The organism is Fundicoccus sp. Sow4_D5, assembly GCF_052116365.1.
Lineage (GTDB): Bacteria > Bacillota > Bacilli > Lactobacillales > Aerococcaceae > Fundicoccus.
Window position 1 is genome coordinate 39,328 of the sequence record NZ_JBQKLF010000010.1, and the last position, 25,279, is coordinate 64,606.

Consider the following 25,279-nt stretch of genomic DNA (forward strand, 5'->3'; position numbering starts at 1 on the left):
GCTGCTAACGTTATAATATATCGCGACTTTTCTTGTGTAGCTCTCCATAAAGGTTTTTCATGTGGTATATTTGGTACCCCGTGTTGTTTCTCTATCTGCGAGAAAAGTGAATTATTCAGAGCCTAGTCGATTGAGCTGGAAAGCACGAACACCTGTGAAGCTTTGAAAGCGATCACCACCTTGTAAAATCACTACAGTGAGCAAGGCATACATGCTATGAAATCACTTTAAAACTTTATAATTCCTTACAAAATAAAAAACACACGCAAGAAAAGTTGCGTGTGTCAAAACGTCGGGTTGGAAATTTTGGATAAATTAGGACGTTTTTTTATTTTATTTTGTCAAAAATGAGTTTTTCTAATCGATGAAAATTATGATCTTTGACGTCTGAGTTACCATTCGCCAAGATTTGTCGAGAATAATCGACATCAATTTTATCAATTATCTGTCCCGGTTCCTTACCCATGACATAGATGCTAGTTCCGAGGAGAAGTGCTTCTTCTATATCATGCGTAATTAAAAGAATCGTTTGATCATTGATTGCCCACATTTGACGAATAAAATCTTGAAGTAGTTTTCGTGTCAGCGAATCAAGTGCGCTGAAAGGTTCATCCATTAAGATAATTTCTGGATGGTTCGCCATCGTTTGGGCGAAAGCAACTCTTTGTTGCATACCACCTGATAATTGACTTGGATGATACTCACGATATTTTTCTAGTTGGACGATATCTAGTAATTGATTAACAATATTATTTATTTCATCTTGAGGTAAGCCACGCACGGTTGGGCCATAAGCAATGTTCTTTTCAACCGTTAACCAAGGATATAGGCTTGAATGTTGAAAAACAACTCCGCGATGCCAATCTGGTTTTGTAATCATTTCACCTTTAATCAAGGCTGTGCCTGAAGATACCGGCTGATATCCAGCAATGATATTTAATAAACTAGTTTTTCCGCAACCAGAGGGCCCAATAATACAAACAAATTCACCAGAATTAATTGTCAAATCTATGTCTTTAAGCACATGATTTTTTGTCGTATTTTGGTCGAAATTTAAGTTTACTGCTATTAGTTGAATTAAGTCTGTTGCTTGTTCAAACATATTAGGGCACCTACCTTTCATTGGTTTCAATAGTTTCAATATAACTAGTATTGATGAAATCTCGAATAGCTGTTTCGGATGGTTTAACTGTGATTGATTGATTATCATAAAGAAAAGCAATCGTGCGTTCAAACGTTTTAACCATCGTACCATTCTCTGGTTCAGTACCTAAGAGCGCTTCAGCCAGTTGTTCTTCTTTCGATACCCATTGACTCATCGCCATTTGGTCTTTCACTTCGGCTTCTGATAGCTCTAATGACTGAGCTACTGCAGACACCACGTTTTCTTCATTCTGACGGTAACTCTTGACGGCTCGGTCCAATGCTTGGATATAGCAGACTACATACTCAGGGTGCGTCTCTGCAAATTCTTTATGTACGAGTCCAATATTGTACGTTCCGAAGCCAGCTGTATTTAATTCTTGGCTGTCAATCAAGGTACGTCCTGTCGCTTTTAGTTCTGTTAGCGTCGGTTCCCAAGTATAAGCACCGTCGATATCTCCACGTTGCCAAGCAGCGACAATATCTTTTGTTTCCATATCTAATAACGTCACTTGATCTGCTAAGCCCACCATGTTTAATACATTTAGTAAGCTGTAATGGCTCGTCGAGCTAAATGGCGTCGCGATTTTTGAACCAGCTAAGTCTTCTAGAGTTTTATAGTCTGAATGTTCTTGAACAACTAAGGCTTCATTCTCCCCAAGAATATCATGGACCCAAATCAATTCTGCCGGAATATCACTGGCTAAGGCAACAATGCCATTCGTATAACCCATTTCAACAAATTCAACACTCCCTGAAAGTAAGGCTTGATTAGCCGCTACACCCGAGTCAAAGAATATATACTCTAAATCAACATCTATATCACTAAACGCTTCTTCGAAATACCCCATCGAAATTGCGACTTGTTTGTCATTGGGCACTCGAATCGTACCAATCCGAATCAACGTCTGATTACCCCAAGACACTCCTTGCGACAAACCAAAAACTAAGGACAGTAAAACTATCACCGCCAGAATAACCGTTAGTAACTTACTTGAGGTTTTCTGCTCATCGAGATATTGCCAATAAATTAATCGTCGCTCTATTTTTTTCAACAAAGAATTTAAAGCAATACCTGTCACACCCATCAAGATGATCCCTACAAACATCACATCACTTTTCAAATATCGCGAAGCATCAATAACCATCCATCCGATACCTGATGTCGAGGCAACCATCTCAGAAGATATTAGAGTCGTATAAGCAACACCTACTGCAGTTTGAATACCGGTCATAATATGTGGTAACGTTGCTGGAATAATAATCGTTTGAAATATTTGTTTACGTGATGCACCTAACGATTTAGCATTACGAATATAATTCTCATCTACTTGTCCAACTGCGTTCACACTAGAAATATAAATTGGAGCAAAAGCCGCTAAAAACAAGAGTAAAATCTTTGAGGATTCACCAATTCCAAACCATAAAATCAACAAGGTATAATAGGCTAACGGCGGTAAAGGACGATAAAATTGAATAAAAGAATCCAATACTTCGCGTATTTTGCTGGAGAAACCACTCAGTAATCCCAATGGTACACCTAGTAAAACCGCACCTACACTCGCAATGATTAAGCGGTAACCACTAATCGCTAAATGATAAAGCAAAGAATTTCCATTATAGCCGTTTTTGACCAAGCTTCCAAATGCACGAATGACAGCAAGTGGAGAAGGGATTAAACTACTCACTACCCAACCGGTTTCTGTTACAATAAACCACGCTAATAGCACGACCATCCATGCCATATAGGTGCCTGTTGCGTATCTTTTTTTCATTTAATCTCCCCCTTGGCACTCTAGCGAAACTCTTTGTTAAATTAACCAAGTAGTGTGAAACGATAATCAGTCACAATCGGTTCTCTACCTAAAGTCACATCATTGAAATACTCGTATAAACTAATCCCCAAGAATGACCCTTGGATGTTGTATACCTGTTCATAACCTAGATTAGTCAACGCATTTGTCATAAAGTAACTTCTTTGACCTGATAAACAATGAATATAAACAGGAACATCTGTTGGTATTTCGTCTAAGCGTTGTCTAAATTCAGTCAGCGGTATATTGACCGCCCCTTTCAAATGTCCTTCCGCAAACTCATCTGCTTCACGCGCATCAATAATAAACGCTTCTGCCTCTACCAATTCACGAACTGCAGTCACAGGTACTTGTTTGTAAACACCATTTAAGACATTCAAACCGACAAGACCAGCGTTGTTGACAACATCTTTAGCAGTACCATACAGCGGTGAATAAGCAAATTCCATTTCTCTTAAATCTTCTAAGGTTCCGCCTAGCATAATTGCTGTCGCAATCACATCAACTCGTTTATCTACATTACCTTTACCAATTGCCTGAGCACCTAGTATTTCACCAGTTGGCACAGCATAAACTAATTTAAAGTGAAGTGGATTAGCATCTGGCATTAAGCCTACTTTATCCTTAGGTATTAAGTTTGCAGTTTCGTACTCGATGCCAGCACGTTGACATTCTTTTTCATTCAAACCTGTACAAGCAGCATTTAAGTCAAATACTTGTAACACTGAAGATCCAATCACGCCAGTATTACGATAAGTTTTGCCGTACATATGATCAGCTGCTGCACGTGCTTGTCTTTGGGCAGGACCTGCTAAAGCAAGACGTGTCTTCTTACGAGTAATTAGGTGAGTAACCTCAATGGCATCACCTACCGCATAAATGTGCGGATTAGATGTTTGATAATGGTGATTTACTAAGATTCCACCAGTTTCACCAATCGCTAAATTCGCTGCTTTAGCTAATTGTGTTTCTGGAGCTACACCGATTGCCATAATCACCGCGCCCGCTTCAACTTCTTTACCCGATTGTAGGACGACTTTTGAGTCGGTAATTTCTGCCGCACTTTCATTGACATATAAATCAACCCCATGGTCCATTATTTCCTTATGTAAAATTTGGGCCATGTCATAATCAAAGGGTTGCATCACTTGATCTGAACCTTCAATCACAGCCACCTCAACACCTTGTAAGCGTAAGTTTTCCGCAACTTCTAAGCCAATAAAACCAGCTCCGACTACAGCAACTTTACTTATTGAGTTGTTTGTTAAGTAACGCTTAATTCGATCAATATCCACTACATTACGTACTGTAAACACATGCCCCTGTTCAATCCCTTTTATTGAACGAGGTAGAATAGGTGAGGCTCCAGGTGAAAGTACCAATTTATCATATGATTCCATTACTACTTCGCCAGTTAGTAAGTTTTTAATCTCAATGTTTTTATCCTTTGGATGAACTAGCGTTACTTCATGTTGAACTTTAACTTCAATATTATATTGTTCTTTAAAATCTTGTGGCGTCATAAGAACTAGCTCATCAGCTGTTTCAACTATCCCACTTAAATGAAAAGGTAATGCACAGTTCGAAAACGACACATGAGGGCCACGTTCGTAAATAATAATGTCCGCTGTCTCATCCAAACGTCGAATACGTGCAGCTGTCGAAGCTCCACCCGCTACGCCGCCCACAACTAAATATCTTTTTCTCACAATTAATTCCTCCTATAGATATTGTTATTTGCTTGGAATCGTGTCTACTTTTCCCGCAAACCATTTAAGGCTTGCTAGACCACCCAACGTCATGAAAATCATAAATACCCAGCCTGATAATGAAAATGAAGCAATACCAGATGTTAAAGCACCAGCATTACAACCGCCCGCTAACATAGCTCCAAATCCTAATAACAGACCGCCTAATGAATAATACAAACCATCTTTCGACGTGAAATTAAATTTAATACTGAAACGTCCCGCCAATAAGAAACTAATGAGCGCTCCTACAAAAATACCTATGTTGCGAATATTCATAGCATTAGCTAGCCAATTATCCACTACTGATGCTTGTAAAGGAGGTGTCGCAAATTCCCAACCTGCCCCATTAATTAAAGTAGTAATCGTATTAATGAATGTACCCGTTACTCCCCAACCTGTCCCAAACGCAGCTGGTAAGAAAATAACTGTCATCGCAAAAATTAAGCCCGCTACCGTAAAGCTCCATCTCTCAACAAATAACTTGTGGTAAACTTTATAGCTTGCAGAAATTTCGTTTGTCATTGGATCTAATGGCTTTTCAAACTCTTCCCAGTCTCCTTTAGGATCAGCATAAGTCCCTTTTGCTTTACGATAATTCTCGTATTTCACGACTAACAAGTAAGTGATTAAAACAAACAGCAACGACACCAAGAATGCCCCAATATAGCCAACATATTCTGGGAAATAGACATTCGCATTCAATTTACCTAAAAATGATTGATCATGACGATAGCGAACCCAACGACCTGGCAAAGTACCGATAATGAAGAAGATCATGGTAATAAACGCACGCCCTTCTCCTTCACCTAAGTCAGAAAATGTTCCGGACGCACAACCACCTGAAATTACCATTCCGATACCGAAAAAGAATGCTCCAGCTGCTAAAGCTAAATTGACACCTAAAACGTTTTGCGTACCGGGTATAACCGTGTCGTCAGCTCCAGCTAAAAATGAGGGTAAAGCACCTCCACTTGCGGCTTGCCATTGAATACCTAGATAGCCTATTAAAATAACAACGATCATTAATAATAAGGCTTTAGATAGACTTCCTTCACCTCTAACAAACAATCGTTTTACACCACCAGCAAAACCAAATCGTCCCCGTACCAATACATACCCCATCACAAAACCGATAAATAATTGCATTGGTAGCGCTGCACCAAGTGTTTTAACATAATGACCAAACATGAAGACAATAAACAGTAAGACAATCCCTATACCAACTTGTATCATTGGCAATTCTCTATTACGTAATTTTTCCATTTTTCTTACCCTCCAATAGCTTTAATTGAAACCCTCACAATTTTCCGGATGTTTGTGAACTTCTATACAATCATAATAAGTGTTATGAGAGCGCTATGTCCAATGAATAAATAGCCTTTGGTTATTCCATAATGGAATAAAGGGTATATTAATGTCTTTCTTTTGTGATACAATATTCATTAACAGGAGGGATATTCATATGCTGCATAATTCAATATATTCATTTATCCATTTAGCTGAAATCAGAAATTACACAACGACTGCTCAAGTATTACATGTATCGCAATCAACTGTCTCAAAACACATTCAATTTCTTGAAAACTCCTTAGGTAATAAACTTTTCACTAAAAACGAGAATGAACTAAAATTAACTAGCTTAGGACAAGATGTTTTACCACTTTTTCGTCAATTGGCCACAGTCGAATCACAAATCATTGACCATTCAATGAGAATCACAGATAAAACCGAATTGGTTCTGGGAGCGAGTCATACTTATATTGAATTTTTTGATTCCCTCTTCGAGCTAGAGTTTAATGAACAACATCCTAATATCAAGACTAGTTTGATGATCAATGGTTGCGAACAACTATTGCCTATGATTATAGAAGATAAACTTGATTTCGCACTTATTACAGCACCCCTGACCGACCCCAATTTAGAAGCTTACACCTTTGGTGAGTTTGATATTTACTTGTTATGTCATCCAGAGCATCCACTAGCTGAACAGACTGTCACCTTACAAGATATTTACAATGAAGCCTTGATTTTGAGAGAATCAGACTCATGTATTATTAAATGTATCAATATGTATTTAGAAAGTAACAACAGCAAAATCCAAGAGTTTTCAAACATTTCAATTAATTGCAGTAATAAACTAATAAAGCAACGCCTAAAAGCCAATCACGGAATTGCTTTCTTATTCGATATCGTCGTTGAAGAAGAATTAAAAAATCAAGATCTGAAACGAATCTATCTTGAAAATGATATCGAACCTGCCCCTATTTCCTTAGTTAAAGCCAAGGATAAAGCTTTGAGTAATGCTGATTACACATTTATTGAATACATTGCTAATTGTTACGAAGAGCATTCTTTCTTAGAACCTGTTGGTCTTTTCTAAAGAGAAACAGGCTCTGCCAACAAAACTCAAGACTAAATAAGCGCGCCGAACCCCTTAATGTAAGTGGCTCAGCGCGCATATTTTATATCAATTTTCATTGACGCAAGACTAGTTAAGGATTATCTTTTTTAATCTAGGTTCGATTTGTCAAATTAAAATAATTATTAAAATCGTAAATTTCAAGTTTAAGTTAGCCACTTTTCTTTGAATTATTTACGCCTCAACCGCATCATCTTACAGAACGTCATTTTCTCAGTCGGCGTGATTATTACCTTGATCATCCTCAATATCATCGGCTGGCTCGACCTACCCCTAGGCGTTGTCTTCCACGAAGGCAGCACTATTCTAGTGATCCTCAATGGTTTAAGATTACTGAAACGAAAAGCTTAACGAAAACAAAAGCAGTCACAACCATATTTTTGACGGTTGATGACTGCTTTATTAGTTTATACAATTACATTGAAATATCGTCACTTTTTGTATACTTCATTTTTCACGAACAGCAATGCTATTAATAATAGTATGACAAATCATTCTCTGGATGTTACTATTTTGTGATTAATTCCTCCGCTAGTGAGAAACAACCAATTATTGCTGCATTGTCATTTAATTTTGGTAAAACAATATACTCCTCGATATCCGGAATCGGACGATAATCATTTAGTAATTTCGAGAATGTATTCCTTACTTTTTTCAACATACCATCTTTTTTCATAACTCCGCCTCCGAGAGCAATGACACTTGGTGCAAAGTTAATCGTAACATTATAGATCATTTGGGCAATATAGTAAGCTTCAATTTCCCAAAAAGGATCATCTGCCGGAACCTCTTGCCCTTTCATTCCTAAACGTTGTTCAATCGCTGGACCACAGGCCATTCCTTCCAAACAATCTTTATGAAAAGGACAGTTTCCTTCATATTTATCATCAGAATGTCGACGAACAAGCAAATGTCCCATTTCTGGATGAGTAATTCCTTCAATAATAAGTTTATCTTGAATTACTCCGCCTCCTATACCAGTACCTATAGTAAAATACGCTACAGTTTTTTTGCCTTCTCCTACTCCTAATTGTGCTTCTCCTAATGCTGAAGCATTAACATCTGTTGTCCAGGCCACTGGAATGTTATACCTTTTTTTTACTGATCCCACAAAATCAAAGTATTGCCAAGCCAATTTAGGCGTATTAGTAATATAACCATAGGTTTTTGATTGTTGATCAACATCTATCGGTCCAAACGATCCGATTCCAATAGATTTTAATTCCTCTCCGAACCTATCAAAAAATGTAAAAACATCTCGCATTGTTTCTGATGGAGTGGTAGTAGGAATGCTAATCTTTTCAATTACATTAAATTCCTGGTCTCCTATAGCACAAACAAATTTTGTACCCCCTGCTTCTATCGCTCCAAACAACATGTCAAACCTCTCCCTATTTATTAAATGTTCCGACTAAAATATTTGTTAGCATGCTATTACTATTGTTAGTAGAATACTTAATTTCATTTATTGGTAAATCTAGATAAAATGTACTAGACATTGCATCATAATTATTAACAATAATTTGAATTGATGACCTATCTATTAAGATATCAAATTTAACCTTTTCAAAGTCATCGGAAACTATCATTTCTGACTGACTCACCTCTACACCTTCTGCGTCATAGATAATTTCATCCGTATTCTCACGTGAAAATATGATTTTGTTCGCCATGTACTCTAGTAATATATGTTTTTCATTGGCATTATTTCCAAATTCAAATTTAAAGCTATCTCTCCTATTAAATTCAAAAGATAAATACTGAATATTATTTAACTCATTTAATTTAATATCTTCAACTAAAGCTTTTTCAGATTGATACAAGCTCTCTATCTTATCAAGAACTTTCGGATGAAAACTCTGCTTCAGTAGTCCATCTTGTTCATAAAGTTGACGTGGAACAGTCATTTGTCCATTCCAGCCATGTCTATAGACATCTGTTGGATAAGTTCTATTCCAAGCTTGATTCCAAGCAGTAAATAAGTATTTCCCACTTGACTCTCTTGCGGATTGAGGAGCATAAAAATCTAGTCCATAATCCATCACCCTTGTGTCATTAACTTCAAACTTATACGTTTCCCAATCAAATTTTCCTTCTAACATTAAAGTTAGATGTGGGTAAGTTTTATTAGTTCGATTATCATGATAGTCCATAGCACTAATAACCAAGACTACTCTATCTTCAAAAAACATAATATCAGGACATTCAGCCATACTTCCTAAATATTTACTTTTTTCTAACACAACCGAAACAAATTCCCATTCAAATAAATCATGAGATTTATACAGAAGCACTTGCCCTGAATTTTCTGTATCCCTAGCTCCAATAATACAGTAGTATATCCCATCTTTTTCGAACAGTTTTGGATCTCTAAAGTCTTGAACAGCTGTACCTTCTGGAAGTAATTTTTCATCTATTACAGGGTTATTTTCATACTTAACAAAATTCACACCATCTTCTGATACTGCAATATTCTGGTTTTCTCTTTTTAAAAATTCTGATCCATTCTCTAGATGGCCTGTATACATCAAGTAAAGTTTTCCATCTTTTTCAATGGCGCTTCCCGAAAAACAGCCGTCTTTATCATAAATTTTATCTGGAGCTAAGGCTACACCTTGGTCATCCCAATTTATACCATCTTCACTAATACTATGGCCCCAATGCATTGGTCCCCATTTAGAATCATAAGGATAATATTGATAGAACAAATGATATTTTCCGTTGAAAAATGATACCCCATTGGGATCATTTAACCAGCCAACGGGAGCAGCATAGTTTAACTTTGGATAATACTTCTCATTAATATCATTATTTTTAATAAATTCATTAGCTCTTTCAATTGAATAATTCATTATTTCTCTCCTGTTCCTGATGCTCCCATACCTTGTACTAAGTATTTTTGGAAGAAAACATATATTATAATTAATGGTATAGTTGATATTGTTAATATCGCCATAATTTGATTAATATAAACTGGTTCGGTATTATTTATGTTGGTAATCGCAACTTGTAATGGATATCTATCAGAGTTCGTAATTACCATAAGAGGCCAAATATAATCATTCCAACTCATAATAAACGACAGTGTTCCAACGGTTGCTATTGCCGGCTTAGACATAGGTAACATAACTTTCAAGAAAATATCTAACTTATTTGCACCTTCTATCATCGCTGCTTCTTGGATTTCCTTAGAAACTGCTCTAAAGAATACCGTGAACATATAAATGTAGAGCGGAGTTGATAATAAAGGTAAAATTACAGCAAATGGTGTATTAATAAGATTCAGTCTTTGTACAACAACGAATTTCGTAATCATAATTGTTTCAGCTGGAATAACTAATAGAGCAATCATTAAGCCGAATAGAACTTTTTTAAATTTAAAGTCAATCGTTGCAAATGCATATCCAGCAGAAGCATTAATTAAAATTGAACCTATAGTTACTGCTGATGCATAAAGAATACTATTTCCTAAATATCTGATAATATCAAATCGATCAAATATGGTTTTATAAGATTGAAACCAATCACTTATGTGTTGTGATGGCAGGAAACTGTTAAGTGTTCCCATGTCATTGAATATTGCGGCTTCAGGTTTCATAGCAGATACAATCATCCATACAAGGGGAAATATAAACAATAGCGCTAACATAATACTCAATATGTTAAATACTAATTTAGTTAAACGATTATTCATCTCCATCCCCCCCTACTATTTTTCTTTGAATTACAGTAAATGAAATAATGATCGCACCGTAAATAACTGTCATAGCACTTGCATACCCTACAAATCGATCTGTAAATCCACTACGGTAAATATAATAGGCTGGTGTTAAGGTTGAATTTAGTGGTCCACCTTGTGTCATAACCATAGGTTGAATAATTAATTTGAAAGCATCAATTAATGTTGTCGTTAAAATTAATATCGAAGTAGGTTTAAGCATGGGTAGAGTAATCTTACTAAATTTCTCCCAGCTATTAGCTCCATCAATTGTTGCTGCTTCATAAACTTCATTAGGTATATTTTGTAAACCTGCCAGGAATATGAGCATTTGATACCCAGCTCCTTGCCATGCAGACACGAAAACAATTGTTATCATTGCCTGGTTGGGACTAGATAAGAAAGGTTGACTTTCAATTCCCATCTTCATTAGTACTTGATTAATTAAGCCCGATGAAGGGTTTAATAGATATAGCCATAAGATAGAAACTACTACTAGAGACATTACTACTGGTGAAAAGTATGCAATTTTGTATATAATAGTATGTTTTTTTTGATTGTTCACTAGTAGAGCCAAACCAAGTGCTGTTCCCACCTGAATAGGCATTATTAATATAACGAACTTGAAAATATTTAGAATACTTTGACGCATTAACGGATCGTTAAACAACTTTTTGAAATTATCTAAACCTATAAAACTAGTTTTATCAGGTGTTAGCATATAATAATCAGTTAATGAATAATAAATTGACATTAAAGTTGGTATAAATAGAAATAAGCCTAAAATTATAAAGGCCGGACTTAAAAAAAGATAGCCCGATATATTTTCTTTCAGTTGTTTTTTTCTTGCAGTTGCATTTATCTCCATCATTAATCCTCATTTCATTGATAGAATATAAAACATCAGGGTGAAATATGAAACGATATTTCACAGTTCACCCTTTTTATATTATTGTGCTAAGTAAGATTGGATCTCTTGTGCTTTTCTTTCTAATAATGATTTAACATCTGGGTTTTGTTCAAAATAAGTAGATTCTGTAACTGTTTGTTGGAATGTTCTACTTACTAGAGGATAATTAATTAGCTTTGGACGAGCTTTACCTGACGTAGTATTTTGTTCAATTAATACTCTCATTGGTTCGCTTACTTCCTCCATCATACGATCTGCAACAGATTGTCTAGCTGGTAGTACTGAGTTCCCCATACTCATGTTGTACAATTGTTCCTCTGACATTAAGAATTCGATTAATGCTCCTGCAGCTTCTGGGTTATCAGTTGTTGTAGACATTCCATAAGCCCAGCTTCCTGTTGGACTTACTAATTCTTTTGTTTCTGGCGAAACTGGATAAGGCATTACTCCATAATTAATGTCTTGATATTCTGATTCTAATTGTTGCATAGTCCATGAACCACTCATATACAATGCATATTCTCCTGTATGAAAACCATATTCAACTGGAGTAATAGTACTGTAACCATTCTCGACTAATGACTGAATGAACTCAAATGCTGAGGTATTCTCTGCTGAATCGAATACTCCTATTGCTTCAGTTCCTTCTTCATTTGTAATTTCTCCACCCGCTGACCAAATATATGGTGCAAATGCGTATAGTAACCATTCAGATTGATCATCGAATCCCATATTCAATACAGGTTTATTGTAATGAGCATATAAAGTTTCTAGAAGTTCATTAAATTGATTCCAGTCCCAAGGTTCAGAAACTGTTGGTAATGTTGATAAATCAACTCCTGCCTCCTCTAGCATATCTAAGTTATAGTATATTCCTACTCCAGATTCAGAATATCCTGCAGCATATAATTGACCATCAAATGTTCCTTGATCAATAATACTTGGTAAGATATCTTCTTTATTTGAGACATAGTCATCAATCGGTTGTAACATACCTGAATTAGCATAAGCTGCTAAGTTAGGTCCGTCTAATGTAAATATATCTGGCATTGTGTTAGTTGTTAGAGCGGCGTTAATTACGTCCTCGTAACCACCACCAGAACCACTTCTAGGAACATAGTTTACTTCAACTACATATCCTTCCTCGTTCGTTTCATTAAACTCTTTTGCCGAGTTAACCATTACTTGTCCTTCTGCAGATTCTTCCGAATATTGAACCCACAAATTGATTACGTTATCATCTTGAGCTGAAACAACACCTAAATTACCTAAAGTGAACACTGCTACTAATACCGTTGCAATAACTCTCTTAATATTCTTCATTGTAAATCCTCCAATTTGTATTTAATATTGATTGATAATACTTTCTTCTATCGCATTCAATGCAGCGCCCTTTAATATATAATCAATTTCTCGTTTAGCATAAATAATTGATGTGGTCGAGATAATGCTTGGTAGGCCTCGTTCTTTTAGAACATTATCTAATTCGGCCTGAATATACTCAGAGGCAGCCGCTAATTCGTCCCCAATAATAATCAATTCTGGATTATACGTATTGATTATATTCATTGCACCCAATGCAATATAATAACTTGCATCTTGAATCACCTTAATTGCTAATGGATCTTTGTTGTCTGCACATTCAATAATATGCTTAATAGTTACTTTTGATTTTTGGAATACTTTTGACTCGGGAAATTGTTCTTTAAATGTAATCGCCCGATTAATTATTGATAACGAGGAACAATACAACTCTAAGCAACCTTTATTACCACACTTACATTGGTCACCTTTGTGATTAATACTTACATGTCCAATCTCTCCCGCAACACCTCTATTCCCTAAAATTAAACTACCTTCATTAATAATCCCAACTCCTACACCTTGACCTACTAGATAATAGGCTAGATTAGAAGTTACTGATTCGGAATTCTCATCATAACACGCTAGTGCCCCAGCATTAGCGTCGTGCGTAATAATAACAGGCAAATCAAATTCACTTTCAAAAACTTCTTTAATATTTATATTGTAAAATCCTGTTATCTCAGTCATTAACATTATTGTTCCAGTCCTCATATCATAAGGTCCGGGTGCTGCAATCCCCAGTGCAATATAACGACTATCAGTACTTAATTCATTTTTTATTTCTTTAATAACACGCTTCAACATCTCGGAAGCTATTGTACTATTAAAATCTACAACTTTTTCTTTTTCGCAATTGCCAGATAAATTATATTTTCCTATTTTAAAATTTCTTCTAGATAAATGAACCGCTAAGATTCTAAAGGTTTCATTATCGATCTGAACTCCAATAGCTCTTCTCCCTCGCATCCCCTTTACAAATTCACCTTCCACTAAAATGCGACGTTCAATTAATGATGCCACTATTTTAGATACGGCAGCTTCTGAAAGGCCGGTTTTTCGGCTAATCTCTGAACGCGACATTATTTCATTGTGTGAAATTAACTTTAAAATAGTATTCTTGTTTCGAATAGAAATATCAGATTGCTTTAATCCTTTACTATAAAAAATTGGACCACCCTCTACCATTTCTTTCCCTTAACTAAGTTAAGCCTTAACTAAGTTAAGTAAACTATAAATAAAACGCTGCCATTTGTCAAGCGTTTTCATTTTTAATTCATGAAAATCTCCCCTGTGAAAATTATATTGCTAACAATTTTTTTAAATGGTAATAGCAATAAAATCTATTAAACAACAAAAATCAACACTTGTTTTTTATTTTTTTAACAATATATTTAAAATTTACTTTTTGTTTACAAAGTAAAAAAACACTTCTACTGATTGAATAAGTTCCAATAATTGAACCATTCATCATGTAAAAGTGTTACTTGATAATTTAAATAACTGAGTTTAATACATCTCAATTACTTCTGAAAACGTAATTTTAATACCAGACTTTTCGATATCACGATACTGCTTATCCCATAATTTCTCTAATAAGCCACTTCTTTCTTCAGAATAGCCATAATGAATTTGGCGGTGGCAAACTGGACACAAGCTAGCGATGTTAGAGACACAATCAATACTGTACTCAAAAAGAGCCTGAGTACTAATTGGTATAATATGATGTGCCTCAACGTAATTTTGCTTTGTAGTACATGATTTGAAAAACGCATGATTGGAATCTATCTGACACAAGTAATTACTTTTCTGAATTGCTTCTGCTGCAACTCGTCTACTTCTTTGATAAATTTGTGTTGAATTCGCTCTCAGTTCAGCTGGTGGACTAGGGTGTATAGTTTTATCTCTCGTATGGTCTTGCAGTTTCGTTGTCAATTCTTTCTCAACTAAATACAAATAACTAGCTTCTTCCACTAAATATGCGTACTCATTTTGATAAGCATTGAACTTTATATAGTTACTTACTGCTGCAGAATACATTCTTTTAGGATCCTTCTCCATATGCTTCTCTAAGTTTTTTACATCCAGTAATAGTTGATGTAACTCATTCATTGATTCAATATCATAAAAACTAATTCCTAAATCCTTGAGTATGCGATTATGAGCTTGGCGTGCATACTTAGCAATAGAACTATCTGACAACTTCCGTATCGTCTTTAGATGTTCTTCAAACTTCTTTTGGTTTAGTAGCTCTATCTTTTTCACTTCCTTACTGCTTAAATAATTTTAAAATTCCGACTGAATATTCAGTCTATATTACATCAACTTTACTTTCAGTCCAGAAAGCAAAGCCGATTTTCTTTTGGACCCTCCACGAGAAATAGATTCATACAAATCAGTTTCCAATTCCAAGGGCATTGTGGAAATAATTTCAAGATATGACTTCGCTCTAGAGGCCCCTACATAAAATACTCTCCTGGCTTCTTCATGATTAAAAGTATCCGCATCAACATCAATTAAAATCACTACATCAGCTTCCAAACCTTTGAACTTTCTTGAAGTTGTAAATAATAAACTGTTATCCACAACAGTATGGCTAAGTAAGTAATTTCCTATTTTATCAGTATCTTTTAGAATCGATTTTTCTATTGTTTTAGTAGTAATGATTACAATGTTAGTTAAAAGTATTCCTTCTTTATGGTAAAATTCGATTCTTTTATGAATCCAATAAAAAAATTCATCTTTACTAGGTGAATGATGAAATATAGGTATATCTCCCTCTATTGCTAACCTCATTTTCACCTCACTAATGTCTAATGGTGCTACGGATGTTTCGGCAATACTTTTAGTATTCCTACAATTTATTGACAATACCAATCTACACTCCATTAATTGAAGCCAAGATAGTTCATTTCTTTGTTGGACTAGTTGGTTTTTATCGTAAAAAACGTAGAAAAAACCCTCTCTTAACATTGCAATCTCTCTTAAAACCTCTATTTGATTAGATGCAAAATCTTGCCCTTCATCAATGATTATATTATCAAAACTCCATATTTCTGGATAATCTTCAACATTATTTAAAAAGTGTTGAATCTCTTCCTCATTTACTTTTTTTTTCAGTGCTTTTGCTGCTAATTGATATAAATTTGTGAAATGAACATTTGGTAATTCTTTTGAATATCTAGTTTGTAAAAAGCTGACTAACATATTATTAAAACATAAAAACACTACTTCTTTGTCCTCTGAGATTCTTTTAGCTTTTTCCACAGCAATCATAGTTTTTCCTGTACCAGCACCACCTTGGACTGCTGCAGACTTTTGTTCTTCTAAGTAATCTAATAAATATGATTGTTGATTGGTCATTTGGTTAAATAAAAATTCATGTTGCTTTACTGCATTACTTAGACTTGGAAAAGCACCAAATTCAGGACTAATTAAATCGACAATATCTTTAACAACTTTATTAGAAAGTTCTATTTGAGATACATTATGAAACCTAAAAAAACTATCTATCAATCCATTCAAGTCATTCATATCATCATTGAAAAATGTATTTCCGTTAACTTTGTACTCGTTCGGCAAAGAGCCATTTAAACCTTTTTTATCTATTCCAGAGAATAAAACGGCTGAATATATTGGGATTTTCACTTTATGCTTATACAATATCGAAGTTAACTTGTCTATGAAGAAATACTTTGACTTGTCCGCTTGAAACATTGGATTTATTTCTACTTCTTCTTTTGTTCGTCTATTAATTTGATATATTCTTCCATTACTTCCTTTAAGCCCACCATGTTTTACCTCCAAGCAAATTATCCCTCTAGTTTTATCAAATATAACATAATCTGTTTCACCAAAGTTTAAATATTTGTTGTTTTTATTCATCCATCGAACTGAATGAAAAACAAAGAAGTTATCATTTAAGGAATTGAACCTCTCATATAATTGTGCTTCTCCTATACTTCCATTAAATTCTACTGTCAGTCTATTATCAGGGATTAGTAATACCATTTATCTCTCTCCTAATCGTCCGCTTCAATTTCAATTGTCCAGCCTTCGACTTGAATCCTAGTAAATCCAATAATTTGATCTCGATATAAGTGAATTAATTTTTTCTTCTCCCATAAATATTTTATTTCATATTCTATTTTATTAACTTTTAATGTTCCACCTAGTAACTCTGGTAGTGGATAATTATTATCTGAGTAATAAGGATTGTCTTCAAAAGCTTTGGCTTCTTCCCAGCTATTGTATGAAAAAGCTGTTCCTCTCTTAATATCGATTTTGTAATTCTCTTCCATAGGTAACCAATTACATTTTTTCGATATACTTGATCCACTTGTAAAATCATTAAGTAAACTCCGATCTAGGAAACAATTTCTGTGTGAACAAGTAGTTGCTGGTACATAAATACAATTATGACAAGCTGCTCCATTTGAATTGTTTACCCCTTGACCGAATTGTGTCCCAATTTCAGTACAAACAGGATCAGAGCTACACCAATCTAAGCTTTTTCTAGCCCTTTCTAATACTCTTCTAAAATCAGTTTCATTGGCTAAACGGACTAAGCCTCCAAATGTTCCTTCTTTGTCAGAATCCGTCACATAAATTAGGATTCCGTATCGACCATTTAGAAAATACAATTTTTCTTTTAAGGCAACTAATGGATACCCTGCCAAATTCCCAAGCTCTCTTAGTAATGCATGTGAGAATGTATGAAGCATGACACTAATCGGACTATTGAACCGTTCTCTTAAATAGAAATTGTCTGTCCTATCGGACAGTTCTTTATATTGATTACTAACAACAGGGTGGGAGGCCCACTCGTCTAGAATATCTGGTGTAAATTCAATGAATATTCCTTCTCCAAACATTTTCTTAGCCGGATACCACGTTATCTCTTTATTATCAGGAGAAAAGATTAATGTTTCTAATTCTTTGTCCAATGCTTTTGCAACACTCTCAATATCATCCGACGCTTCTAACCTATGAAATCCCGTTTGAACAACTAATTCTTGTAAACTTTTTATATAGTAAACTTCCTTAATAATTGTATCTCTATTTCCTTTGAATGATTCTTCTACAATTAGATTGTCCCCATCATTATTTTGTTCGTAATTTGTTAATCTATCAAATTCTTCATTCAAAATAGATTGTAAATCTCTATTTTTTTTATTAGATATGTTTGCTATTGATAATGCAGAAAATGTTTCCGGATTATAAACATTTATTGAATTTTTTAAGATTGCCTGCGGATTTTCATCACACTCTTCATCTTTCACATCTTTGCCACACCAACCTTTGTGACCATCACACTTGGCAAAACTAAACTCTCTTTGAAAAGAAGTAGGTCCATTATCATCTTTACTTTTACCTGTTATTCCACTTAATGAGTGAGATGCACCACAAATACATTTTAAATTCCAGTTTAAGATTGAGCTTCCTCTCTTCTCAATCCAAACTCTATGCTCCACATCATTATCGTAGCCTGTTTGTGAGTGTGTGTACATAAAAAAAGGAAAATCCTGAATATGTCCTTTTTTACATGCAATTACTATTGGAAACTGAATATGATTCTGCTTACTGTCACACTTATTACAAGTTACATTAGCATTCGAATAGGTCGGAAGTAAAGTTTTCAAAGTTTGACATTTACTACAATAATGTAAAAGTGGAAAACGTTGCAAAGGAATTACAATTTCTGTGTTAGGCGCTTTGTTGTGAAAGTTTTTCTCTCTATAAAGAGGTACTTCTCTAAATCCATCTACACCTAGAAAACTTTCTAGCCTAACATCATTTATATCAAATTCATTCGTTGTTTCGTCATAATCCGCATACCATTTGTCCACTGCAGAAACTAAATAAGAAACCCCTTCAGTATCAACGTATAGACTTCCAGGTCCATTTTGCCCTATTAGTTTCCCCCTAGAAGTTCTAATCTTGTTACCACTCATATTTAAACTGCCCCGATTCTTTATTAATATTTTTTACACTCAGAACACTCTCAGATTCAACACTTCTCATTGAATTTATTATAGCTAAGACATTATTCTCGTTAGAATTCTCTTGAGACATTCTAATAATCAAGCCTTCTGAGTGTTTATTGTGTTCCCACCTATCAAAATTATTTTGAATTAACATGTTAATTAAGCTCTCTACTTCTGATTTAAAGTACTTTAATGATCCCGGATCAACTAAACTGATTTTAGCTTGAATTGACTTTACGAACTTCATAATGTCTTCCAACTCTTCTTCAATTAGCATACCTTCTGGACTTCTTCCTAATGTCTTCAACTCAAATGCCTGTCTAATGAAGCCAATTATTACTGCAGGTAGACCTCTTCTCAAAGCAAATTGTGAGAAAGGTGTGATACTACTTTCTTCTACTTGTGCATAAAGTTTTTGATGGTATTCTATGAAATGCTCATAATGAGATTTATCATTACTGTTATTGTTATCATACATAACGACGACCAATCCTGGTCTTTCAGTTACTCTTCTACCAACGCGACCACTTACCTGTATATATTGTGATGTCGTTTTAGGTTGACCAACAATAGTCATCAACGATAATCTATCAATATCGATTCCCACTTCAATAATATTAGAGGCTAAAGTTATATCATTAATATTGTCTCTTGTGCCATAACTAGTTTTCAACTCCGTTATTTCTCTACTTAGGGAAGAACTGTGCATCCTGGAGGTTAACTCTTTAACATTCAGATTAGAGTAGTTTCTTCTCTTTAAAGAATTTCGCTTTCTGTAAAAGTGTTCCATGGTGTTGGGGATATCTTGTTGAGTAAGTGTCAAAGCTTTCCCTATATCATTTATGCGATTATAAAATGATAAAATTGTCCAATATGGATCTCTTTCCTCTTCTGGAAACTCGTTAGATGCTATTAACAACGAGCTAAATATCTGTACCTGCGTCTGTAACAAACCTTGAGTCGTTGTATAAACTCCCACATATTTCCGTCCGGGCATAGGGTCATCATTCTCATCAACCAATATTGTAGAATAAAAATTATCATTTATGTCCAGACCAGATGGTGGAAATAGTAAACTCTTTTCTCGACCAAATAATGCTTTTATTTGATTTCCATATGCTTTAGTCGTCGCAGTAGCAGCAATTATTTTTGGTTTAATGCTTTTGTTTCTTCTTAAATCAGTAGCTAAATATTCTATTAAAACTTCGTACATTCCAGCTAATGTACCTAATGAGCCTGAAATTAAATGAAGTTCGTCTTGAATTATTATAGTTGGTGGGGAAATAATTCTTTTTCCACTTTCATCTAATCCAAAAATAGACCTCGCTTCTGGCTTCCATGTTAATTGAACAAACTTATCAACTGTCCCAACAACATACGTGGGTAAATTCTTATAAATATCCTCGTCGACAATATAAATCGGTAAATGATTGTGGAAATGACAATTTTTATCAGGACAATAAATTTTCAAACCATCCTCAAATCTAATTCCTAAATACTTTTTATTTATAACTTTGACCTCAGCCCCGCAAAACGGACAACTATTTACTAAGAATTCTTCTTCTGATTTATTATTTATCAAACTCGTATATTGTTTTTTAGCTGCTATGCTATTATTAGGAGTAGTATTACCTCCTACCCATAAACCTACGGAAAATTCATTTTCACCTAATTCTTTGGAGAAGTGACTCCTTAGATATTCTAAACTTACAATTAACCTAGAAGCTCTTTGAAATTGGTCAGCAGTTAACATTCTCAAAGTATATCTCATCATGATATCGACACCGTAATCATTCGGATTTTTTAACCTTCTATAAATCATAGAGAATGCAGACACTGCGAGATAAGCCTCTGTTTTCCCTCCACCAGTCGGAAACCAAATGACATCTACTGTTTCTCTATCTTCAGACTCTGGATTTACAATTGATTCTAATGATTGAAGAAGAAAGGCAATTTGAAAGCCTCTCCATTTACTACTCTTCATGAAATCTTTTTCTTTACTTTTGTTAAAATTTTTCCCAACAGATTCATATAAACTACTAAAGGTATCATAATTCAATTTATAAAAAGGATTATCGTAATTTTTATGAAACAAAACATTAGAATCTTTTATACTGATTTCCCTTATATCTTTCCCCATATTCATTTGCATTAGCATTGATAGATTAGCTAATTTAAACGAATCAAAAACTTCTTTATTTTTTAAAAGCTCTAATCCTTTTTCCATCTTTTTAATAGACTTTTCGATGTGAAGGATATTTTCATCCTTTGCTTTTTTATAATATGTAGGAACATCTTGTGTCTTTAAAATTTCAAACCAATTTTTATATCCATTTATAAAAGGATCAAATATTGAATGTATCTCATCAATTGTTTTGGATTTTATTATTTCTGCATGATGAATAGTTAGTTTTTTACCATCAATTATAATATCAGGTGTCATAGTTTTAATTTCATATTCCGGTAAGAATGTTGTCGATATTTCACTAATTTTCTCTGAATGATAGTCCCAGTGAACTGCACAATCATGACCAAATGCATACGTATTTTCTTTACCATATAACATTTCAAATTCCCTATCCTCCTCAGAGATATAAGTGTTCATTTCCGAAGCAGTAGGATAGGGTAAAAACTCGTTATTATTAATAGACGCTTCAAGTTTACATTGAAATAAAATACTCTCATCGTTGTTTGATTCATTATTTATATTTTCTATAGTGATTGAAACAATTTTTATGTCTCTCTCTTCATTTGTTATGAAAACTGGTCGAACAACAGTGTAAACTGACACCTCTGAGTTCGGCACTATATCTCCATTTTGTTCATTTAATAACAGCTTATTTTTTTCGACTATGGACTTCCCACTTATGTCAACAAGCACCTTAGAATATAATGACTTTCTATACCACCACTTGTTTGTTGATGCGCTATTGATTTTATTATCTCTTTCTTCATACTTCCCACAGGAAAACATAATTTCTACGGCGGACACTTCTGAGGGGACAGCGAATGTCATGCCCATTGTTGATTTCCTGTATTGATCCACTGAAGCATTTTTATACGTTTCTTCAGCAACTTCTTCAATAGGGCCATTATCTTCTTTATTTCCAGCAAATACAGCAAGAGCTTCCTCTTCTTCAGCTTCAGTCTCAATTTCACCTTCAACTGTGCTGAATTTTCTTTTGGGATATAGTAAGCCTGTCGCATATTTCTTACTAGGTATTCCTTCAGTGAAAACTTCTTCAAAAACACCATGATTTTCATAATAAAAAATAGATTTTTCTTCCATGCCTTCCGACTCAACATCGACTGCTTCCTCAAACTTTCTGAATGGTCCGATTAATTCTTCTTCAATTGCTTCAATTAATTTCTCTCGATTTTTTACATTAAGAATTAGTTCTGACATACAATCATTCCCTTTACAATTTTTGGATTTTATATAACTCACTTGTGTGAACATAAATTTTTTTCTTTATAACATTAACTACAGTTTCTATTGAATATTTCCCTATTTCAGAAATTGAGAACACGAAGTTATCTTCGCTGTATATAGCTTTATTATATTCAATAACTTCTCCTTCAATTTTCTTCAAAAGCTTAGCAATATTTCTTGACTTATATATTCCTGCTCTTCTTCTAGTAGTATTAATCTCTTTAGCTGCTTCCATAATTTCACCTATTTGGCTATCTTCAAATTTCAAAAAGATAAGCAGTTCTTTTAATTGTCTGGGTCTTACAGTTTTTTCTCCCATCCAATTTTTGAGAACTTGTAAATCAGATACCATCACACCATTATTATTTAGCTCTCTCATAAGGCGCTGGTAAGTACCTAATATATCTTTGGCCTCTTTCAACTTTTCCTTATATTGATTAACACAGTGTTGATACTTCTCATATTTCACTTCACCCAGCTTCTTAATCGAGTATTGCTCTAAGAATGTCGGATTAGTATATAATGTAATTATTATTTTATCGGCAGGTGTTAAGTCATTGAGCTTTTTCCTAATAATACTTACATTAATTTCATTATCTTTTTCGACCATTTCTATTACTCTAAGCGTTGAGTTTTTTAAAGCAATCAAGCCTCGATTATTGGTCAACCTTATGAATCTTGCTTCTACAACGTTATCTTCTTCTAAACTATTAGTACTAAGTTTCATAATATTTTCAGGCACCCCGACAAATATAGCGCTTTCATTAACCATTTCAATTGGTGTTGAATTTATATCATGATGCTGCTTCTCATTAGTAAATACTCTTACATTTCCATAAATCGTATTCAATTTTTTTTGTAATGGAGTTAGAACTTTACTCTTTTTAAACTCATTTCTATAAAAATCATATGACACATAATGTATAGTTGTTCCAAAGAATACATTATTAAACTCATTAAAAAAATTCGGTGTTCCTAAAAAAATTAGGACATCATATATTTCCAATCCTCTCATTAACTGATTCGGTTTCAAAAATATTAAATTGCTATGTTGCTTCAGTAGTTCGGAATCATATTCTGGATAGTTTGCAATTACTGCAACACGTTGAGTTCGATATTTGTAGCATATAGTTGTTAACCATTCTTTTGTTTTATTTACTACCTCACCATTTCGAATTTTTAAAATAATTTTAAATAATTGATTTGATATTTCTCCGTAATCTTCTCCATATAATACAAACTGACTAAAAAACATTCTGATTCTTTCCCAATCCTCATCCATGAATATTTTATCTAACTTTACATTGTATTCTTCTATCGACGATCTTAATTCGTAAAATATTTCTTTAATTGGCTGAAATAATTTTTCTAGCTCAGGGTTATACTGACTTTCTAATATCTTTTTTATTTTCATATATAATTTAAAGTAGTCTGATATTTCTTTAGAATATACATAGACATTTTCCACTTTGGTCTTCATAGAATTGTACTCATTTAAAAATTCAATTTCATTCGTGTGCAAAAATATCTACTCCCTTCGGGATTTTTATATCTAAGTCTTGGAAGTAATCTATAAGTTCATTATTTATCCTTTGTTTTCTGACTATTTTTGAATCTAGATTTGCAAATAGAACCGTATTAGATTCTATATCCATGTGCTTCCTGGTTGTCAAATATATATTTTTCCCACTGTAATTCCCACTAAACCTAAGTGCAGTATTTGCATTAAAAAACATCTGAGTTTCCCCCTCTCTGATTTGTTGGAAATTATTTTTATTAATAATTCTTGCGTTGTTATAATTAGAGTTAGAGTTACTGAATATTATATAATCTGTTAAAGGATAAATACCTCTTTTAGTTTTGATACTTAATTGAGTACCCTTATCTAAAAAAGCATTCATAAAATTATGACCAAAGATATTTAATATATTATAATTAAACATTTTTAAATGACTCAGTTTTCTGTTATATAGCTCTCTTATTAATGCCGATGGCATTTCATCCTCTAGTTTTACTATCGCTCCTGCTGTTTTTCGATAGTTTCCATTTATCCTAACATCAGCTAACCATCTATCTATAGGAATTGTTGATTTAGTTGTAGATTGACCAGCACGTTTCACGTCGAACTGCAACACTTCTTCTTTAAAGTATGGGCACATATATACCTCCAAGTTATTAGCAGTCATCCATTTGTGTTCATCATTTTCAAACCCTCTCTTTACCACAAAGTCCGATTCTAATTGGATTTCTCTTCTTATATCAGAGAGTATCTTTTTTTTATTTAAAGAGAGTCCCTCATAATATTTATCAAGAATTCCGATAGAAATAAGAATCCCTGGATAGAAACAATCCAGATAGCTTATATATATATTAATAGTTTTTTTCGACTCAACAAATCGTCCTAAATAGTAAAAGAAATCCATCCACTCAGTAGACTGCTGCCATTTACCGATTCGATTATTTAAAAACACTATTTTATTTTTATTTTTTTTTGTCATTTTATTCTCCTATATTCCCTGCAGTCGCGACAGAAAGCGTTTCCATTTATATACATTCTATAATACATTTCATTATATTTATAGGTGATTTTGCAAGTAATATAAAATTAGTGTCTTTAAAATAAGAATTTTTGGATTTACATTACCTTTTTCTAATTTTTTACTAAATACATTCTTAGCTATAGCATCTTTTTAAATACATATACATGGTATACTGAGTATAATTTATAGCTTTGATTTTCTT

Annotated in this window: 17 protein-coding genes; 1 reads left to right on the forward strand and 16 read right to left on the reverse strand. The window is 33.9% G+C overall.

What is annotated here, in order from left to right; genetic code table 11:
- Nucleotides 1-328 precede the first annotated feature (328 nt).
- Genes ACTQ45_RS10925 through ACTQ45_RS10940 form a run of 4 tightly spaced genes read right to left on the reverse strand, consistent with a single transcriptional unit; the run spans nucleotide 329 to nucleotide 5,971 of the window.
- Nucleotides 329-1,102 carry an ABC transporter ATP-binding protein gene (locus ACTQ45_RS10925; RefSeq protein ID WP_441751140.1) on the reverse strand — a complete coding sequence of 258 codons (774 nt, stop codon included), beginning with the start codon at nucleotides 1,100-1,102 and terminating at the stop codon, nucleotides 329-331.
- 10 nt (nucleotides 1,103-1,112) lie between these two features.
- Entirely contained in the window at nucleotides 1,113-2,918 is a 1,806-nt protein-coding gene (locus tag ACTQ45_RS10930) for an ABC transporter permease subunit (RefSeq protein WP_441751142.1), read from the reverse strand.
- 41 nt (nucleotides 2,919-2,959) lie between these two features.
- The gene (locus ACTQ45_RS10935; RefSeq protein WP_441751144.1) at nucleotides 2,960-4,666 is read right to left on the reverse strand and encodes an FAD-dependent oxidoreductase; all 1,707 of its coding nucleotides are present in this window, start codon (nucleotides 4,664-4,666) and stop codon (nucleotides 2,960-2,962) included.
- A gap of 24 nt (nucleotides 4,667-4,690) precedes the next feature.
- Nucleotides 4,691-5,971 (reverse strand): YeeE/YedE family protein, encoded by a 1,281-nt coding sequence (locus ACTQ45_RS10940; protein WP_441763715.1) that lies wholly within the window; start codon nucleotides 5,969-5,971, stop codon nucleotides 4,691-4,693.
- Between the two features lie 199 nt (nucleotides 5,972-6,170).
- Between ACTQ45_RS10940 and ACTQ45_RS10945 the strand changes: the two genes are divergently transcribed.
- Nucleotides 6,171-7,088, forward strand: a complete 918-nt coding sequence (locus ACTQ45_RS10945) for a LysR family transcriptional regulator (protein ID WP_441751148.1) — start codon at nucleotides 6,171-6,173, stop codon at nucleotides 7,086-7,088.
- Between the two features lie 547 nt (nucleotides 7,089-7,635).
- Here the strand turns inward: ACTQ45_RS10945 and ACTQ45_RS10950 are convergent.
- The 12 genes from ACTQ45_RS10950 to ACTQ45_RS11005 form a co-directional block, all read right to left on the reverse strand.
- Nucleotides 7,636-8,505 (reverse strand): ROK family protein, encoded by an 870-nt coding sequence (locus ACTQ45_RS10950; protein ID WP_441763716.1) that lies wholly within the window; start codon nucleotides 8,503-8,505, stop codon nucleotides 7,636-7,638.
- A gap of 13 nt (nucleotides 8,506-8,518) precedes the next feature.
- Complete coding sequence (locus ACTQ45_RS10955; protein ID WP_441763717.1) at nucleotides 8,519-9,979, reverse strand: glycoside hydrolase family 32 protein; 1,461 nt, start codon at nucleotides 9,977-9,979, stop codon at nucleotides 8,519-8,521.
- Nucleotides 9,979-10,821, reverse strand: coding sequence for a carbohydrate ABC transporter permease (locus tag ACTQ45_RS10960; protein ID WP_441763718.1), 843 nt, complete (start codon nucleotides 10,819-10,821; stop codon nucleotides 9,979-9,981). Before ACTQ45_RS10960 ends, ACTQ45_RS10955 begins: the two co-directional genes overlap by 1 nt.
- On the reverse strand, nucleotides 10,814-11,713 hold the full coding sequence (locus ACTQ45_RS10965) for a carbohydrate ABC transporter permease (protein WP_441763719.1): 900 nt from the start codon (nucleotides 11,711-11,713) through the stop codon (nucleotides 10,814-10,816). The genes ACTQ45_RS10960 and ACTQ45_RS10965 overlap by 8 nt, the downstream gene beginning before the upstream one ends.
- An 81-nt stretch (nucleotides 11,714-11,794) precedes the next feature.
- Entirely contained in the window at nucleotides 11,795-13,078 is a 1,284-nt protein-coding gene (locus ACTQ45_RS10970) for an ABC transporter substrate-binding protein (RefSeq protein WP_441763720.1), read from the reverse strand.
- 21 nt (nucleotides 13,079-13,099) lie between these two features.
- Nucleotides 13,100-14,305: an ROK family transcriptional regulator gene (locus tag ACTQ45_RS10975; protein WP_441763721.1), complete on the reverse strand. Its 1,206-nt coding sequence runs from the start codon at nucleotides 14,303-14,305 to the stop codon at nucleotides 13,100-13,102.
- A 321-nt stretch (nucleotides 14,306-14,626) separates the two neighbouring features.
- Complete coding sequence (locus ACTQ45_RS10980) at nucleotides 14,627-15,319, reverse strand: HNH endonuclease (protein WP_441763722.1); 693 nt, start codon at nucleotides 15,317-15,319, stop codon at nucleotides 14,627-14,629.
- Between the two features lie 114 nt (nucleotides 15,320-15,433).
- Entirely contained in the window at nucleotides 15,434-17,128 is a 1,695-nt protein-coding gene (locus ACTQ45_RS10985; protein WP_441763723.1) for an ATP-binding domain-containing protein, read from the reverse strand.
- Between the two features lie 11 nt (nucleotides 17,129-17,139).
- A complete protein-coding gene (locus ACTQ45_RS10990; RefSeq protein WP_441763724.1) occupies nucleotides 17,140-19,071 on the reverse strand; it encodes a Zn-binding domain-containing protein in 1,932 nt (643 codons plus the stop codon).
- Nucleotides 19,061-22,510: a helicase-related protein gene (locus tag ACTQ45_RS10995; protein ID WP_441763725.1), complete on the reverse strand. Its 3,450-nt coding sequence runs from the start codon at nucleotides 22,508-22,510 to the stop codon at nucleotides 19,061-19,063. Before ACTQ45_RS10995 ends, ACTQ45_RS10990 begins: the two co-directional genes overlap by 11 nt.
- Before the next feature lie 13 nt (nucleotides 22,511-22,523).
- Entirely contained in the window at nucleotides 22,524-24,059 is a 1,536-nt protein-coding gene (locus tag ACTQ45_RS11000; protein ID WP_441763726.1) for a DISARM anti-phage system protein DrmE domain-containing protein, read from the reverse strand.
- Nucleotides 24,046-25,035: a hypothetical protein gene (locus ACTQ45_RS11005; protein ID WP_441763727.1), complete on the reverse strand. Its 990-nt coding sequence runs from the start codon at nucleotides 25,033-25,035 to the stop codon at nucleotides 24,046-24,048. The genes ACTQ45_RS11000 and ACTQ45_RS11005 overlap by 14 nt, the downstream gene beginning before the upstream one ends.
- Nucleotides 25,036-25,279 lie beyond the last annotated feature (244 nt).

Coding starts and splice junctions, on each gene's coding strand:
- ACTQ45_RS10925 (WP_441751140.1), bottom strand. CDS start 1,102: ATGTTTGAACAAGCAACAGACTTAATTCAACTAATAGCAGTAAACTTA.
- ACTQ45_RS10930 (WP_441751142.1), bottom strand. CDS start 2,918: ATGAAAAAAAGATACGCAACAGGCACCTATATGGCATGGATGGTCGTG.
- ACTQ45_RS10940 (WP_441763715.1), bottom strand. CDS start 5,971: ATGGAAAAATTACGTAATAGAGAATTGCCAATGATACAAGTTGGTATA.
- ACTQ45_RS10945 (WP_441751148.1), top strand. CDS start 6,171: ATGCTGCATAATTCAATATATTCATTTATCCATTTAGCTGAAATCAGA.
- ACTQ45_RS10950 (WP_441763716.1), bottom strand. CDS start 8,505: ATGTTGTTTGGAGCGATAGAAGCAGGGGGTACAAAATTTGTTTGTGCT.
- ACTQ45_RS10955 (WP_441763717.1), bottom strand. CDS start 9,979: ATGAATTATTCAATTGAAAGAGCTAATGAATTTATTAAAAATAATGAT.
- ACTQ45_RS10960 (WP_441763718.1), bottom strand. CDS start 10,821: ATGAATAATCGTTTAACTAAATTAGTATTTAACATATTGAGTATTATG.
- ACTQ45_RS10965 (WP_441763719.1), bottom strand. CDS start 11,713: ATGGAGATAAATGCAACTGCAAGAAAAAAACAACTGAAAGAAAATATA.
- ACTQ45_RS10970 (WP_441763720.1), bottom strand. CDS start 13,078: ATGAAGAATATTAAGAGAGTTATTGCAACGGTATTAGTAGCAGTGTTC.
- ACTQ45_RS10975 (WP_441763721.1), bottom strand. CDS start 14,305: ATGGTAGAGGGTGGTCCAATTTTTTATAGTAAAGGATTAAAGCAATCT.
- ACTQ45_RS10985 (WP_441763723.1), bottom strand. CDS start 17,128: ATGGTATTACTAATCCCTGATAATAGACTGACAGTAGAATTTAATGGA.
- ACTQ45_RS10990 (WP_441763724.1), bottom strand. CDS start 19,071: ATGAGTGGTAACAAGATTAGAACTTCTAGGGGGAAACTAATAGGGCAA.
- ACTQ45_RS10995 (WP_441763725.1), bottom strand. CDS start 22,510: ATGTCAGAACTAATTCTTAATGTAAAAAATCGAGAGAAATTAATTGAA.
- ACTQ45_RS11005 (WP_441763727.1), bottom strand. CDS start 25,035: ATGACAAAAAAAAATAAAAATAAAATAGTGTTTTTAAATAATCGAATC.